At 61.2% G+C, this 15,727-nt stretch carries 15 protein-coding genes and 2 pseudogenes; 8 read left to right on the top strand and 9 right to left on the bottom strand.

Annotated features, from left to right (window positions below; translation table 11 throughout):
• Positions 1-6 precede the first annotated feature (6 nt).
• The 3 genes from FJW10_RS02950 to FJW10_RS02940 all read right to left on the bottom strand — a co-directional run bounded on the left by FJW10_RS02950 (position 7) and on the right by FJW10_RS02940 (position 3,178).
• The gene (locus FJW10_RS02950; protein WP_140898283.1) at positions 7-975 is read right to left on the bottom strand and encodes a zinc-binding alcohol dehydrogenase family protein; all 969 of its coding nucleotides are present in this window, start codon (positions 973-975) and stop codon (positions 7-9) included.
• Positions 976-1,123: 148 nt separating this feature from the next.
• Positions 1,124-1,780, bottom strand: a complete 657-nt coding sequence (locus FJW10_RS02945) for a hydrolase (protein ID WP_140898763.1) — start codon at positions 1,778-1,780, stop codon at positions 1,124-1,126.
• A 426-nt stretch (positions 1,781-2,206) separates the two neighbouring features.
• Entirely contained in the window at positions 2,207-3,178 is a 972-nt protein-coding gene (locus tag FJW10_RS02940; RefSeq protein ID WP_140898281.1) for a LysR family transcriptional regulator, read from the bottom strand.
• 109 nt (positions 3,179-3,287) lie between these two features.
• On the opposite strand from FJW10_RS02940, the gene FJW10_RS02935 reads away from it, so the two are divergent.
• From FJW10_RS02935 to FJW10_RS30685, 3 genes and pseudogenes are all read left to right on the top strand, one after another.
• Positions 3,288-3,896 carry an NADPH-dependent F420 reductase gene (locus FJW10_RS02935; protein ID WP_140898279.1) on the top strand — a complete coding sequence of 203 codons (609 nt, stop codon included), beginning with the start codon at positions 3,288-3,290 and terminating at the stop codon, positions 3,894-3,896.
• A gap of 82 nt (positions 3,897-3,978) precedes the next feature.
• A complete protein-coding gene (locus FJW10_RS02930) occupies positions 3,979-4,752 on the top strand; it encodes an SDR family NAD(P)-dependent oxidoreductase (protein ID WP_140898277.1) in 774 nt (257 codons plus the stop codon).
• Positions 4,753-4,760: 8 nt separating this feature from the next.
• Positions 4,761-4,870, top strand: a pseudogene (locus tag FJW10_RS30685) (segregation and condensation protein B); the annotation flags it as partial.
• 79 nt (positions 4,871-4,949) lie between these two features.
• On the opposite strand, the pseudogene FJW10_RS02920 reads toward FJW10_RS30685, so the two are convergent.
• Together FJW10_RS02920 and FJW10_RS02915 are read right to left on the bottom strand one after the other, a co-directional pair.
• Positions 4,950-5,036 (bottom strand): annotated as a pseudogene (locus FJW10_RS02920) (RidA family protein); the annotation flags it as partial.
• Positions 5,037-5,218: 182 nt separating this feature from the next.
• The gene (locus FJW10_RS02915; RefSeq protein ID WP_140837457.1) at positions 5,219-6,250 is read right to left on the bottom strand and encodes a LacI family DNA-binding transcriptional regulator; all 1,032 of its coding nucleotides are present in this window, start codon (positions 6,248-6,250) and stop codon (positions 5,219-5,221) included.
• 362 nt (positions 6,251-6,612) lie between these two features.
• On the opposite strand from FJW10_RS02915, the gene FJW10_RS02910 reads away from it, so the two are divergent.
• The 5 genes from FJW10_RS02910 to FJW10_RS02890 all read left to right on the top strand — a co-directional run bounded on the left by FJW10_RS02910 (position 6,613) and on the right by FJW10_RS02890 (position 12,453).
• Positions 6,613-7,515 carry a substrate-binding domain-containing protein gene (locus tag FJW10_RS02910; RefSeq protein ID WP_140837455.1) on the top strand — a complete coding sequence of 301 codons (903 nt, stop codon included), beginning with the start codon at positions 6,613-6,615 and terminating at the stop codon, positions 7,513-7,515.
• A 153-nt stretch (positions 7,516-7,668) separates the two neighbouring features.
• Positions 7,669-9,213 (top strand): sugar ABC transporter ATP-binding protein, encoded by a 1,545-nt coding sequence (locus FJW10_RS02905; protein ID WP_140898275.1) that lies wholly within the window; start codon positions 7,669-7,671, stop codon positions 9,211-9,213.
• The gene (locus FJW10_RS02900; protein ID WP_140898273.1) at positions 9,210-10,205 is read left to right on the top strand and encodes a ribose ABC transporter permease; all 996 of its coding nucleotides are present in this window, start codon (positions 9,210-9,212) and stop codon (positions 10,203-10,205) included. The genes FJW10_RS02905 and FJW10_RS02900 overlap by 4 nt, the downstream gene beginning before the upstream one ends.
• Before the next feature lie 11 nt (positions 10,206-10,216).
• The gene (locus tag FJW10_RS02895) at positions 10,217-11,164 is read left to right on the top strand and encodes a sugar kinase (RefSeq protein ID WP_140898272.1); all 948 of its coding nucleotides are present in this window, start codon (positions 10,217-10,219) and stop codon (positions 11,162-11,164) included.
• Positions 11,161-12,453 carry a D-tagatose-bisphosphate aldolase, class II, non-catalytic subunit gene (locus tag FJW10_RS02890; protein WP_140898270.1) on the top strand — a complete coding sequence of 431 codons (1,293 nt, stop codon included), beginning with the start codon at positions 11,161-11,163 and terminating at the stop codon, positions 12,451-12,453. Before FJW10_RS02895 ends, FJW10_RS02890 begins: the two co-directional genes overlap by 4 nt.
• Positions 12,454-12,556: 103 nt before the next feature.
• Here FJW10_RS02890 and FJW10_RS02885 read toward each other — a convergent pair whose 3' ends face one another.
• The 4 genes from FJW10_RS02885 to FJW10_RS02870 form a co-directional block, all read right to left on the bottom strand.
• Positions 12,557-13,591 (bottom strand): LacI family DNA-binding transcriptional regulator, encoded by a 1,035-nt coding sequence (locus tag FJW10_RS02885; protein WP_140837445.1) that lies wholly within the window; start codon positions 13,589-13,591, stop codon positions 12,557-12,559.
• A gap of 86 nt (positions 13,592-13,677) precedes the next feature.
• Complete coding sequence (locus FJW10_RS02880; RefSeq protein WP_140898268.1) at positions 13,678-14,691, bottom strand: zinc-dependent alcohol dehydrogenase family protein; 1,014 nt, start codon at positions 14,689-14,691, stop codon at positions 13,678-13,680.
• A gap of 36 nt (positions 14,692-14,727) precedes the next feature.
• Positions 14,728-15,498, bottom strand: coding sequence for an L-iditol 2-dehydrogenase (locus tag FJW10_RS02875; RefSeq protein ID WP_140898266.1), 771 nt, complete (start codon positions 15,496-15,498; stop codon positions 14,728-14,730).
• Between the two features lie 10 nt (positions 15,499-15,508).
• On the bottom strand, positions 15,509-15,727 hold a 219-nt coding region (locus tag FJW10_RS02870), incomplete at its 5' end, for a TOBE domain-containing protein (protein WP_140898264.1).

Here is a 15,727-nt window from a genome sequence, read left to right as displayed (position 1 = left end):
AGGCGGCTAAGCGCTTTGCGGATTTAGGATATGTTTTGCCGAAGCATCGCCGGCGGCGACCGCCTCATAGGCCTTCACCGCATCATCGAGCAGCCATTTCTTGACTGGCGACGGTCGCAACGCGCCGCTCTCGAAACCCGGCCGAAGCGCGTTCAGGATCGCCGCGATTTCGGCGCCTGTGAGCTTGGCGGTATCAATGCCGATCAAACGTTGCCGGTTGTGATAGAAATCCATCAGATCGAATTCGACGCGGCGCGAGCCGACGCTTGTGATCGCCACCTGGCGGCCGTCCAGACCCATCGACTTCATCGCTGGCTCGAAGACCGGCCCGCCGACGGCGTCCAACACAAGATTCACACCTTTGTTGTCGGTCAGCGCCGCCACCATGGCGGGCAGGTCTTTGGTCTTCGTGTTGATGAAGACATCCGCTTCAGAATCCTGGCTCATGTTGATGTCGGCGCCGATCACGCGAGCCTTCTTCCAGTGCGCAATCTGGATCGCCGCGCGGCCAACGGCGCCGGACGCACCGGTGATGAGCACTGTTTCGCCGACCCGGATATCACCTGCCACCACAAGCGCGGACCACGCCGTGACAAAGGGGACGCCGACGGTGGCGGCCTGTTCCATCGACAGGTTCGCCGGCATCTCCGAAAGCCAATCTTCCGGCACGGCGACGAACTGGGCGTGGGAGCCGTCGCGGCCGATACCGAAACCGGCGCCGTTGCCCCATACCGACTTGCCCGCCCACCGGCTCGAAGCTGTCACGACCGTCCCGGCATAATCCCGGCCAGGCGTGCGCGGCAGCGTCGGACTGAACACGCCGGAGACAAACTTCACGTCGCTGGGGTTGATCGCGGAAGCATCCACTTTCACCAACGCCTCGCCGGCTTGCGGGACAGGCATGGCAATGTCCTCGACGCTCAGGACCGAGGGCGGACCAAAGGCTGAAAAGCGAACGGCGCGCATCGTCGTCATCACCAGTCTCCAGAAATGAGAACCTTCACCGGGCTACACCCCGACGCGGTTGAAGAGCGATCGAAGGCTGGAGGAAGTCATGCGGGCAGTAGCCATGAGGTCCGAAAGGCGAAGCCCGCGGCAGCTTGGCTGCGGGCTTCGCTTGCTGTCAGGCACCGCCACGAGAGCCGAGCAACTGCCACTCCCAGGCGAGGCTTGTGCCGGTTGCTCCGCCATGATCGAGCAACACCTGGCCGAACGCCGGAACGGTCGTTTCCCGCGCCCAATCGCGCTGGAGTTCCGATGCAAACACCAGCCAGGTCAGCGGCACAGCGCCGGCCTGGATCATCCGTTGAACGCCGCGATCATGCGCTTCAGTACTGACGCCGCCGGAAGCGTCGGTCACAAAATAGACTTCCCAGCCTTCGCCAAGCGCCTGAATAACGGGGAAAGCGACACATATTTCGGTCCAGAGGCCAGCAATGACGACTTTCTTCCGGCCGGTCTTCTTCACCCAGTCGACGCAGGCCTTGTCCTCCCAGGTGTTGATAAAGGTCCGGTCGATCGGAACCTGATCGGGGAACACGTCCTGGATCGCCTTGAGAAGGTCGCCACCGCGATCCTTGATCACTGTGGTCAGAAGTGTCGGAACGTTGAAGGCCTTGGCGATCTTCGCAAGGGCGACCGTGTTGTTGATCATGGTCTGCGGGTCGATATTCCGAACCCCAGCAACCTGGAAAGCCTGATGATCGATAAGCACAAGGCAGCAATTTTCGGGCGTCAACATCGCCTCGAGACCAACCTTGGGGAATACTGCAGCGGCCATGTAATTTCCTTTTGTCGCTTTCGCGGACGGGCCTGCGCCCATCTGCATGATGGTTCAATCTTCAAATTCAGATGGTCGAACATGTGGTTAGTGCGTCGTCAGATTTGACCGTGATTGCCTGATGCGAACAGCCAGATACGGTCGAGCGCGACGTTCGATGTGATCGACAAGCGATCAGGAGGCGTGCGGACCGTCGGACCTGCCGTTGGCTCGCACTGCGAAAGAGGAGCGGTCGCGCGGCGAGGCCGTTGCCACGGTGAAAGGCCGATCGCTTGGCGGTGCCGATGAAGAAAGGGGACCTTGGATAGCCACGGCAGCGCGATGCTTCTTTAAGACCGCTGGAGTAGCCAGCGCCCTAGCTCGCGGTTCTTGGTTTCATGGCTCAATTTGACCTCAGTCGCCCGTGAATGAGCCGGCTTTCGATTTCTACTGCGCCGCCAGGGCCGGAGGCATCGACACAATGGGCGCGGCTGTATCTGTCGATGCAAAGGTGCCACCGTTCATGCCGTGGGATTGCCATTCGAACTGGTTGATCAGGAAAGAGGCAGCCGGGCCTGGAGGCATGTCCGTCCGGTGGATCGCAAAGAAGCGATAGTGACCGCCTTTGAAGTCCGGCAGGTCCAGCAAAACGAGCTTACCGCACGCGAGATCCTCGCGGATCATGGGTTCCGGCATCGTCCCCCAGCCAATACCCTCCCGAAGCAGCAAGTGCTTCGTGGCCAGATCGGCGACGCGCCAGGTGTGCGTGCCCATGACACCCAAATCCTCACCGGCAGTGCGCGAGGTCCGATCGGTAAGGACCAGCTGGACATGATGCCGCCCAGCTCCGAGACCATTTACTTGGCACGCCAGGGGATGGTCGGGTGCGGCGACTGGAACCAGATGAACACTTCCGACGCCAATCCGCTCCAGTCCGTCGATTTCCACATCGGGCGGCCCACGAACGCCAATCATCGATGTGCGATCAAGGACGAGCTGCGTCACGGCGCCCAATGCTTCCGCCCTCAGCTTGAGCGGGACGGTGGGAAATTCGTCGCGGAAACTCTTGAGCGCCGCTACGATGCGCGACGCCGGCAGCATCACGTCAAGGGCGACGTGGACCTCCGGTTCGAGGCCTTGATGAAGACCCTTGGCCTTCGCACGCAATCGATTGAAGCCCAGGGCGACATTGCGCGCTTCCGAAAGCAGCGCTCTGCCTTCGTCGGTGAGGCGGGGCCGGCGGGTGGAATCCCTTTCGAACAGCGTGACGCCAAGCTGCGCTTCCAGATTGGTGATCGTGTAGCTGATAACCGAAGTGGCCCGGTTGAGTTGGCGCGCCGCGCCCGCGAAACTTCCAACATCGATCACTGTTAGAAACACTCGCAACTGATCGAACGTTGGCGTGCCGGGATCAGACATACCGATTTCCTCGAACGGAAGACTCGAAATTTTACAAGTTTCGTACCCTAGGTCAGTAGCGCTAGCCTACGCAACAGACCACCCAACCGACGTTTGAGGGACCGAGCAAATGACTTATGCGATAATCGGATCTGGCGCTATCGGCCATGCCATCGCAACGCAGTTCGCGCGCCAAGGCATCGATGTAATGGTCGCCAATAGTCGAGGACCGTCGTCGCTCACAGACATGGTCTGCGCGCTCGGTCCCAACATCAGGCCTGCCGCCACCGGTGACGCGGCCCATGCGGACGTGGTGTTCCTTGCGATTCCCTTTGGTGCCATTCGTGCGTTCGTCGAGAACGCGGATGCCGCTGGTGCAAATTGGAACAACCGCCTGGTGATCGACGCGAGCAACGCGATCGACTTTCCGTCGTTCAAACCTGCCGACCTGGGCGGCCGGCTCTCAACCGAGGTCGTTGCGGAGGCGTTTCCCGGCGCCCGCGTCGTGAAGGCCTTCAATACAGTCCCGGCCGCAAAACTGGAAGCGCCCCCAGCGCAGGCGGGCGGACGACGTGTTGTGGTGTTGTCTGGCGATGACGGCAGCGCCAGGTCCCAAGTTGCCGCTCTCATCGAGCGACTCGGCTATGCGGCGCTTGACCTCGGCACCCTGCGGCAGGCCAGCCATCTGCAGCAGTTTGGCGGCACCCTGGTGGCTCAGGACCTGATCAAGCTGGCCTGATCTGGCCGCGCACCGAATAACGCAACCGGCAGCAACGGTGAAGCCATTGCCGCGAGAGTGAAGCTTCCGGCAGGAGCATGTCATGTTGAATGATTTCGATGGCAAGGTGGTTTTGGTCACTGGTGCCGGGTCGGGGATAGGTCGGGAGGCCGCTTTGGCGTTCGCCGCCCGCGGCGCCCTTGTCTTCGGCGCGGACATCAATGAGCAGGGCCTCGCGGAGACCCGGGCTCTCGTCGAAAAGGCGGGCGGTAAAGTGCAGGTCGCCCGGGTCGACGTTTCGTCGGAGGAGGACGTCGCGGTATTTCTCTCGCGCATCGCCGCCGACGCCGGTCGGCTAGACGCCGCCTTCAACAACGCTGGGATCACCGGCGGCGCGCATCGGATCGAAGACTATCCCACGGATGATTTCGACAGAGTTTTGCGCACCAACCTGCGCAGCGTCTTTCTCTGCATGAAGCATGAGCTTCCGCTTCTGAAGCGCAGCGGCGGCGGTGTGATCTGCAACACGGCCTCCGTTGCGGCACTGACTGGCCCGGGCGGGATGTGTGCCTACGCAGCGTCGAAACATGGCATTCATGGGCTGACGCGGGTCGCCGCGATGGAGAATGCCGCACATGGGATTCGAGTGAATGCCCTAGCGCCGGGGTGGACCGAAACCCCAATGGTCGTAACGGCGAGCGCCCAAAATCCATCCTTTGCGGCACAGACGACGAACGCCATTCCCGCCAAACGAGGCGGTAAGCCGACCGAAATCGCGGAAGCCGCCGTTTGGCTCTGCTCAAGCGCCGCAAGCTATGTTTTCGGCCAGATGCTGATTGTCGACGGGGGAATGACCATCGGCGGCTTCGCGTACTGATCAATTGTACCCATGGTGAGGGATGCTCCTTCTTCGGCAAGGAGGTCGGCCGCGACCTAGTCGGCATCGTGCGCTCGCCGGCGTCGGTTCCACGCAGCCCGCAGCCTGGTGCGCGCCGTAAACCTACGTCACCACGAAAGCTCCGTCACCCTTCGGCCGCGACACGCTGCGCGACCCGCCCCACAAAGGCACGGCAGTCAACTGTGCTTTGCTGCCAGCGCGGTTACTTTCACGCGCATGCCTTCGATTGCCAGATCGGCAACACCGACTGCGCAGCGCACCGGGCCTCGCATCATCTCGATCAAGTCGAAGAATCCCATTCATGGAGAGCAGAAATAAACCGATCGACCAGGTATTGGCGAAATACAACCACGCCTCAGTGCGAAGATGGTGATCTGGGCTCACCAGAGCGGGGGCGCAGCCCTCCTCTGACGGCATCGTTGTCGTTCGACCTCCGATTGGAGGTTTATGCGGAACCGCGCATGATCAACTTGGCTTCGAGCCGTTTGACTTCCGATCCGCCATCAAGCGCTTGAGGGCCATCCCCGATCCGCGCGAAAAGCATGTCCACACCGGCGGCGGCGATGCCGCGATAGTCCTGCGCCACCGTCGTCAGTGGCGGACATGTGAAGCGGCTCAGCGGGTGGTCGTCGTGACCCGCAACGCGCAATTCTCCATCCCCCTCCCGTCCGACTGGCTGCTTGCGCTCGAAGGCGGCGGCGATGACGCCGAAGGCAAGCCGGTCATTGGCGCACAGAACAGTCCTGGTCGGGAAGCCGCCATTGTCGAGAACGCGGCAAGCTTCCCGGTAGCCGAGTTCCTCGAACTCCCAGCCCTTGGCCTGGATCGGCAACACGATGGGCTCGAGATTGAGGCGCTCCATGGTCGCGATGTAAGACGCGCGGCGCTCCAGCGCGTTCTGGTTGACCGCCGGCATCTCCAGGAAACAGGGATGCTCCCCGGTGCGGCACAGATACTCGGTAATATTGCCGATGCTCTGTCGGTTGTCGGTTCCCACGAATGGTTGATCAACATTGACGCGGTTGTCGAGGAACACCATCGGCATCGCTTTCACGAGGCTGGCCAGCAGGGTCGCGTCCGTCTCGAAACCCAGCGGCGCCATAAGCACACCAGCAATATTGAGCGACATCAGCGTGCGCATCGCGCGGGCTTCCAGTTTGCGTTCCCCATGTGAGGACAGAACGATCGCCCAGTACCCTTCGGCAAGGCAGCGCATTTCGATCTGACGAACGACCTCCGCGTAGAATGGATCGGAAATGTGGGGAACGATGACGCCAATATTCTTCGGCTGCTTCCGGTTCATGCTGACAGCGAAGATGTTGGGCTGGTAGTCGTAATCCTTCAGCGCCTTTTCGATACGCGCCCGGGTCGACGGCTTCACGCTGTCGGGATTGTCGAAATATTTCGAGACCGTCGGCCGGGACAGCCCACTGGCGGTCGCAAACTCTTCCATGGTCCTGATCTTCGGTTCGCTCATGTTCGACTTCCCGCGCTTGAGACGCCCGTGAAGGGCGAAACAGGATTTTTCCATGCGTAAATTTATTTTTTTACCGAGACAACCCATAAAAGCGGTTGGCGGGCGATCGTTCCCGCTCATGGCAGAGCGAGAACGGCAGGCGCCTTGCAATTACTCGACCGCCCATCGGCATATTTATTATCACGTGTAAAAAAATAAATTGACACGTAGAAGAAAAATATGACATGTAAACCGCAGCCCGGGTTTCGGGCTGAATCTTGCCTCGGGAGTTGCCGCCTTGCAGCGGCAAGCGGGCGGGAACGCATCGTTCGTGTTCAGATCAGCAACGAGCCGGCCAGCACCGGCTTCATTCGGAGGAAATCATGTTTCGTAAAACGCTCGGCCGCATTTTTCTGTCCGGAACCGCCCTCGCCATGATGGCGGGCGTCGCTTCCGCTGAAGGCATCGGCGCATCGCTTCTGACCCAGCAGCACCCGTTCTACATTTCACTCGCCAACGCGATGAAGAAGGAGGCCGATGTGGAGAAGGTGCCGCTCGAAATCGCCATCGCCAATCAGGATCTCAGCAAGCAGCTTGCTGACGTCGAGGACTTCATCACCAAGGGCGTCAGCGTCATCATCATCTCCCCGGTGGACAGCAAAGGCGTACGCGCGGCCATCACCAAGGCCGAGAAGGCAGGCATCAAGGTCATCACCGTGGACATTCCGGCCAATGCCGCGGAAGTGACCTCTTTCGTGGGCACCGACAATTTCGCCGGCGGCGAAAAGGCGGCCGAGCTGATGGCGAAGTCCATTGGCGACAAGGGTAACGTCGCCATCATCGACTATCCGACGGTCCAATCGGTAGTGGACCGCGTCGAGGGCTTCAAGAAGGGCCTTGAGAAGCACCCTGACGTCAAGATCGTCGCGATCCAGCCGGGCATCACCCGTCCGGAAGCTCTGGCTGCCGCGCAGAACATGCTGCAGGCCAATCCCGACATCGTCGGCATCTTCGGTTTCGGCGACGATGCGGCCCTCGCCGCGGCGGCTGCCGTCAAGGCGGCCAAGCTCGAGGCCCAGGTCAAGGTGATCGGCTTTGACGGCATGGAAGAGGCCCGCAACGCCGTGAAGAACGACCCGGTGATGGTAGGCGTCATCGCCCAGTATCCGGACGAGATGGGCAAGGTGGCGGTCGAGACCGCCGCCAAGGTGATCAAGGGCGAGACCGTTCCGGCCAAGCAGCCGATCGTTCCGGGCGTCGTCACCAAGGACGGTGAAACCAAGTAGCCAGTTCGACGACGGCGGCTGGGAGGTGTCGCCGTTACCTCTCCACTCGATGGTGCGGTCGGATTGCCGGCACCATCGCGCCTGGAGAAAGGAAAAGTGGTTCGCTCGCCATGTCACCGGCGGGCGAGCCGCAAGGCAGTGGAGGAGCAACTCGTGACAGTCAACAACCCAAATCCCGATACCAACGGGTCGAGCGCCACCGACACGGTGCTCGAAATTCGCGATATCGCGAAATCGTTCGGCCCCATCGTGGCGCTCAAGCGTATGAACCTGACCGTGCGGCGCGGGCGCGTGCACACGCTGCTTGGTGAAAACGGTGCCGGCAAGTCCACCCTGATGAAGATTCTTGCCGGTGTCTTCAAGCCTACGTCAGGCAGCATCGTCCTGAACGGAAAACCCTATGTGCCGCAAAACCCGCGCGATGCCCGCGCGCACGGCATTTCCATTGTATTCCAGGAACTCAGTCTTTGCCGCAACCTGTCGGTGGCGGAGAATATCTTCGCCAGCCACGAGCCGAGCCATTTCGGCTTCATCCGGGAGCGCGAGTTGAATGCGGCTGCCCAACAACTCATTCGCGAGCTCGGCCTGCCGGTCGACGTCCGGGCCAAGCTCGGCGACCTTTCCATCGCCCAGCGCCAGCTTGTGGAGATCGCCAAGGGCCTCAGCCTGCCCGCCGACGTGATCATTCTCGATGAACCGACTTCATCGCTTTCGGACAGCGAGGCCGAGATACTGTTCACGATCATCGACAGGCTGAAGGCGCGGGGCAAGGCGGTCATCTACATCTCGCACCGCATGGAAGAGATCATGCGGCTGTCCGACGACATCACCGTCGTGCGCGACGGCGAGTATGTCACCACTACCGAAAAAAGCCGGACCAGCATCGACCGGCTGATCGCCCTGATGGTGGGACGCGAGATGAACAACATCTACCCACCGCGCCAGGCGCCGCGTCCCCCTGCTGAAACGCCTCCGATGCTGGCGACCAGGAACCTCACCGTTCCGGGCAAGTTTCGGGATGTCTCGATAGACGTCAAACCCGGCGAAGTCGTCGGTCTGTTCGGCCTCGTCGGCTCGGGCCGCTCCGATGTCATGAAAGCCCTGTTCGGCATGTACCAGCCGCAGGGCGAAATCATCCTCGACGGCAAACCGCTCACGCTCGCCTCGCCCTCGCAGGCCATCCGCAACGGCATCGCCTTCGTGACCGAGAACCGCAAGGAAGAAGGCTTGGTGCTGCCTCACAGCGTGGAGCGCAACACCAACATGGTGGCGCTGGGCCAGCTTGCGGGGCCTCTCGGCCTGATGCGCGCTTCGGCGGAGCGTGAAGCCGCCAAAAGCGAGGTGCGACGTCTGTCCATCAAGACTGCATCGATCGACACCATTGCCGGTTCGCTGAGCGGTGGCAACCAGCAGAAGATCGTGCTGGCCAAATGGCTCCTGATCAAGCCGCGGGTGCTGATCCTGGACGAGCCGACCCGCGGCGTCGATGTCGGCGCCAAATTCGAGATCTACCGCATCATCCGCGAGCTTGCCGCCAACGGTGCCGCGATCCTGATGGTTTCCTCCGAGCTTCCTGAAGTTCTGGGCCTCAGCGATCGCGTCGTGGTGATGCACAACAAGCAACTGGCCGCCGTGCTCGAAGCCGATGGCCTCACACCGGAAACCGTCATGAACTATGCAGCGGGGATGCACGCATGAGCAACGTCCAAGACATCCATAAGAAGGCCGCGGACGCAGAGGTCCGCCGCTCGTTTCTCAGGTCGCCGATGGTGCGCCAATATGGCGGCATCATTATTTCTCTGGCCGTGCTCTGCATCGTGTTCTCGGTGCTTAACCCGCGCTTCCTGGCCTTCAACAATTTCATGAACATCGTGCAGCAGGTGGCCGTGATCGCGGTTGCAGCCTACGGCATGACCTATGTCATCCTGCTGGGCGACATCGACCTGTCCATCGGCTCCATCATCGCCGTCGCCGGCATGGTGGCCGCGCAAGCCTTCAGCATGGGCTTCGGCTTCCTGCCGACGGTGCTTTTGACCTTGGCTGCCGGCGCGCTGATGGGCGGGCTCAACGGCGCGTTGTCGGCCAAGCTGATGCTACCCTCCTTTATCGTGACGGTAGCCACAATGGGCATCTACCGCGGCGCGGTCAGCCTGCCGACCAATGGTGCCCCGGCGATGATCGACAACGAGGCATGGCTCTCGATCGGCGCCGACAGCTGGCTGGGCATACCGATCATCATCTGGATCATGGCCGTGCTGTTCGTGATCAACCATGTCGTGCTGTCCAAGTCGATCTTCGGGCGGCAGATCTACCTGACCGGCGGCAACAGAGAAGCGGCGATCTATTCCGGCATCCGCGTCGACCGCGTCAAGATCATCGTCTTCATGATCTCGGGCGTCATGGCCGCGATCAGCGGCATACTGCTCTCCTCGCGTCTGTCTTCGGCTCAGACGAATGCCGGCATGGGCTACGAACTCGACGCCATCGCCGCCGTGGTCCTGGGCGGCACCTCGCTTGCCGGCGGCGTCGGCACGATGATCGGCACCATTCTCGGCGCTCTCATCATCGGGGTCATCAACAACGGTATGAACATGTTGTCGGTGCCTTACTTCTTCCAACTGATCGTCAAGGGCGTTGTCATTCTCGTCGCCGTCTGGCTCGATGTGCGCAGCAAGTCCGTCAGAACGTGATCGGGTGAAACATGAAGAAGATCATCACCATAGGCGAAATCCTCGTCGAGATCATGGCCGTCGAGCCGGGCCTTGGCTTCACCGCTCCGATTCAACTCGTCGGTCCCTTCGCGTCCGGCGCGCCGGCGATCTTCATCGATCAGGCGGCGAAGCTCGGCCAGCCCTGCGGCATCGTCAGCGCTGTCGGCAAGGATGATTTCGGCACGCTCAACGTCGAGCGTTTGCGCCGTGACGGCGTCGATGTCTCGGCCATCGGCATCCATGCAACCGCGGCCACCGGCAGCGCTTTCGTGCGCTACCGGCCGGACGGCAATCGCGACTTCATCTACAACATCCGCCACAGCGCCTGCAGCGCCATCGGCCTCACGCCGGAGGCGGAAAGGCTCATCGACGGCGCCGACCACCTGCATATCATGGGCTCGGCGCTGTTCTTCGACGGCATCGTGACCGCCATCTTCGAGGCCACCGCGCGCATCAAGGCCAGGGGCGGCACGGTTTCCTTCGACCCCAACATCCGCAAGGAAATGCTGGAACTGCCAGGGATGCGCGAAGCGCTCGCCCATGCGCTCGATAATACCGACCTGTTCATGCCGAGCGGCCAGGAGATCTTCCTTTTTACCAAAGCGGCCGACGAGAAGGCCGCGGTCGCTGACCTGCTCGACCGCGGCATCAAGGCCGTGTTGGTCAAGCGTGGCGCGCAGGGCGCCAGCTATTTCGACAGGTCCGGCGAAACCTTCGTTCCGGCATTCAAGGTCCAGGAAGTCGACCCGACCGGCGCCGGCGACAGTTTTGGCGCGGCCTTTGTGACGTGCTGGCTGCGCGGCATGGAACCGCGCAAGGCATTGATCGTCGCCAACGCCACCGGCGCGCGGGCGGTAAGTGTCAAGGGGCCGATGGAAGGCACATCCACCATGGGCGAGATCGAAGCGTTTCTGAACAAGCTTGGAGTTCCGGCATGAGCACCGACATCCTGAGCGGGCTGCCCGCACGCCACGCGAGCGGGCAGCGCAGCGGCATCACCTCGATCTGTTCCGCCCATCCGCTCGTCGTGGAGGCCGCTCTCCTGGAGGGAATCGCGACCGGCTCACCGGTGCTGATCGAAGCCACCTGCAATCAGGTCAACCAGGAAGGCGGTTATACCGGCATGACGCCCGCCGACTTTCGCCGTTTCGTCGAGGCCATTGCCGCTCGGCTGGGATTCGACACCGGACGCCTGATCCTGGGAGGCGATCACCTTGGTCCCAATCCGTGGAAGCACCTGCCGTCCGAGGAAGCGATGCAGCGCGCCGAAACGATGATGGATGTCTTTGTGCGCGCCGGCTTTACGAAAATCCATCTCGACACGTCGATGGGTTGCGCGGGTGAGCCGGTGGCGCTCTCAGACGCCCTGACCGCCGCGCGCGCCGCCCGCCTGGCGAAGGTTGCTGAAAGGGCGGCGGCCGAGGCCGGCTACGACCTGCCGGTCTACATCGTCGGCACTGAGGTCCCGATCCCCGGTGGGGCGATGGAGGCGCTCGATCACCTGGAACTCACCAAGCCGGAAGCCGCGCTCGAAACCATCGAGGTTCACCGCAGGGCCTTCGCCGCGCTCGGGCTACAGGATGCCTTCTCCCGCGCCATCGGCGCGGTGGTGCAACCGGGCGTCGAATTCGGCAACGAGAATGTCGTTGTCTACGACGGTTCCAAGGCTGTCGCCTTGCGCGGCGTCCTTAAGCAGATGCCGCAATTCATCTTCGAGGCGCATTCGACCGACTATCAGCCGCAAGAGGCGCTTTCGGCTCTGGTCCGCGACGGCTTCGCTATCCTCAAGGTCGGTCCCGGCCTGACCTTCGCGCTGCGCGAGGCGCTCTATGGCCTCGACCAGATCGCCGCCTTCCTGGACCGCCTGCCGGAGGAGGAAACTCTGCGCGGCAAGATGGAACGGTTGTTGTTGGCCGAGCCCAAGAACTGGGAGAAATACTATCATGGCGACGCCCAGGAACTGCGCCTGCAGCGCCATTTCTCCTACAGCGATCGCATCCGCTATTACTGGCCCCATCCGCAGGCATCCACTGCGGTCGACGCCCTGCTGCAGCGGCTGGACGGACGCGCAATCCCCGAGACGCTGATCAGCCAGTATCTCGGCCCGCTCTACCCCGCCGTTGCGGCGGGCAAAGTGAAAGCGACCCCAAAAGCGCTGATGGTGGAAGCGGTGCGCAACGTTGTGCGCAGTTACAACCACGCGTCATCACCAACTGCAAAGGTCTAATCTTGTCGGCCACAGCCCGGGGACATCAAAGGTCGAACGCCTCGCTTGCGGTCCCGATTCCGCAATCCACGGTGCCATGCGACCGCGGGGCGGACGCACGCAGTCAGGCTGAGCCGCGCAGCATGATCTCCGCATTCAAAAAGATCCGTTCGCCCTCGGCAGAATGGGCACCCATATCGCCACCGAGACGCTTCATCAGGATTTCAAGGGCCGTCCGGCTGATCAAATCGACGTCTTGAGAAACTGTGGTCAGGGGAGGGCAGGTATAGCGGGCGAGCAGGTGGTCATCATGGCCTGCAACTCTCAAGTCACAGTTTGCTTGATGCCCCACCGACAGCCCCATTTGATAGGCGGCGCCTATCAGGCCGAACGCGATTCTATCGTTTGCGCACAGAACCGTTTTACTGGGAAAGCGCCGGCCGCCTTTCAGAATGCGCATTGTTTCGTCAAAGGCGAACTTCTCAAAGTGCCAGGAATCGCTCGGCGTAAGATCGATCACCATTGGTGCCGCTCCGTGACGCCGCATGGCGTCGACATACGCCTGCTGTCTTTCGAAGGCGTTGTTGTTGACTGTGGGCATACCAAAAAAACAGGGCGGGGGCCCTGACCGGCAGAGGTAGTCGACAATTAGACCCACGCTCTGGGAATTGTTGGTTCCGACGAAGGAGGAGGTGTCGTTCAACGCCGAATCAACAAAGACCACGGGCATGCTTTTAACGACTTCCATGAGATTGGATTGGCGCGAGCTCGCTCCCAATGGGGCAATAATCACCCCTGCGATGTTCATGGATTTGAATGTCAGGAGCGCCTCCTCTTCCATGTCGGCCTTACCGTCCGAGGAAAGCACAAACGACAGAAAGCCCGCATCCCGCGCGATCACTTCGATCCTGCTGGTTAATCCCATATAGAATGGATCGGTCGGATCCGGCACAATCAAACCCAGCATGTTGCTGCGGCGGCGGTTGAGATTGACTGCCAAAATGCTGGGGCGGAAACCTGACTGGCGCAATGCAGCTTCGATCGCTATGCGCGTTGACGGACGGACCGAAGTTGGATCGTTGAAATATTTTGAGACCGTCGGTCGCGACAGGCCTACGAATTCAGAAAACTCCTCCATCGTCTTGATGCGCTTACGCATATCGCGTTTCTTTCGGCCGTACAGTCACCGGGTCTGTGACTTAAAAACATGCCGAATGTAAACAATCGTACGATTTGTCAATATCGCTAACCCGCCGCGGCCGCGACGAACTGAACCTTCATCGTGGTTGGATCGCCGCCCTTGGTGAAGAATGGCACCATTTCTGCAAGTGGCAACCGGTGCGTGACGAGCTTGGATATCGTCAGATCACGAGTAAGGAGATCCAACGCCTGAGGAATGTTTCGGTTTAGCGAGTGCGACCCAGCGAGCCGGATCTGGCGCCTAAATAGCTCAAAAGGCGCGAATGATGCCCTGGAGTCCGGTGGACAGACGCCGAATATTAGCGCGGCACCACCGTCCGCAACATATTGGATCATGCCCTCAACGACCGCCACGACCCCAGTGGCGTCCGCCACGAAATCAAAGGCTTGCTGTTCCTGTCGCAGCGCATCGGATCCGGCAGCAAAAGGCTCGAAACCAAAAGCCTGCACCATAGCCAGGCGGTTGTCGTTACGATCTGCAACGGCTACACGCGCCACGCCAATGGTTCTTAGTGAATTGGCCAATAGAAGGCCTATCGGTCCGGCACCGATCACCAATGCACTCTGCGGCAATCCCGATTGGCCGAGGACCCCAGCTGCGCCCAGACCGTTCATGACGCAGGCGAGAGGTTCGGCAAGAGCCGCCAGATCGAAAGGTAGCTGCCCGATATGATGTAGGTGCCTCGCATCGACAACACTGAACTGCGCAAAACCTCCGTTCTCCGTGACCCCGTAAGCCTTGAGATGAGCGCAAAGATTTGTGAGGCCTTTGCGACACTGCGGACACTGACCACAAGTAATATTTGGGTCAATGACGACCCGGTCCCCCGGCCGAATGCCGCTAACGTCGTCAGCGACCAATTCTACAACACCAGCGTATTCATGCCCTGGAACGAGGGGAAACACGCCCTTTCCATAACGGCCGTGCAGAACCTCAATGTCCGTATGGCAAAGGCCGGCAGCCTGGACTCTGACCATTGCATGCCCAGGCCTTAGGGCCGGAACCGGGACCTCCGTCTCCTGCACGATGCCTCTGTCGTGGAAAACGATTGCTTTCATTCTAGGCCTCGTCGACATTGGCATTCGTCATATCGGTCAACTCATCCACTGGCCGCCATCGACATTGTAGGTCTGGGCGACGATATACTCGGCGTCGTCACTGGCCAGAAACACGGCCATGCCCGTCAAGTCTTCTGCCTTGCCCATCCGTCCGAATGGGACGCCTTCGCCAACGATCTTCCTCTTCTCGCCGAGTGGGCGGTTCTCGTACTTCGCGAACAGCGCGTCGACGTGATCCCAGTGTTCGCCGTCAACGACACCCGGGGCGATGGCGTTGACGTTGATGCGATGCTTAATCAGGTCGAGTCCCGCCGATTGGGTAAGCGAAATGACGGCGGCCTTGGTGGCGCAATAGATGGCGACCAATGGCTCGCCGCGACGGCCGGCCTGGCTCGCCATGTTGATGATCTTGCCGCCCTTGCCCCGCGCGATCATCGAGCGGGCAGCCGCCTGCAGCATGAACAGCGTGCCGGCGACATTGACCGAGAACAGTTTTTCGTAACTCGCCCGGGAGATCTCGACGATCGGCGCCAAATCGAACAAGGCGGCGTTGTTGATCAGGATGTCGAGGCCGCCGGCCTTGTCCTCCACCGCCTTCACCGCCGCCTCGATCGAGGACTGATCGGTGACGTCGAGCCGGACCGCGTAAGCGGCAGAACCGATCGCCTGTGCCGTCGCTTCGGCCGCTTCGAGGTCGATGTCGGCAATCGCCACCGTGGCGCCTTCGCGCACATAGGCTTCGGCGAAGGCCCTGCCGATGCCGCGCGCCGATCCGGTGATCAGCGCCGATTTGTCTTTCAGCCTCACTGTCCCGTCCTCACTGGGCCAGCGCCTTGCCGTCGGCGCCGAAGCGATGGAGCTTGGCCTTGTCGGGAGTCAGGTAGACGGTATCGCCGTGTTTCACGCCGACCTCGCCGTCGGCGCGGACATTGACGGTGCCGATACCGTCCGCCTGGACGTGCAGGAAAGTGTCGGAGCCAAGATGCTCGGCGACGCCGACCGTCGCCTTCCAGTCGCCCGAGGTGGTCGAGATGTT

This window comes from Mesorhizobium sp. B4-1-1, from assembly GCF_006439375.1.
Classification (GTDB): domain Bacteria; phylum Pseudomonadota; class Alphaproteobacteria; order Rhizobiales; family Rhizobiaceae; genus Mesorhizobium.
Note: the sequence above shows the minus strand (reverse complement) of the source record. Positions and strands in the feature narration are given on the sequence as shown.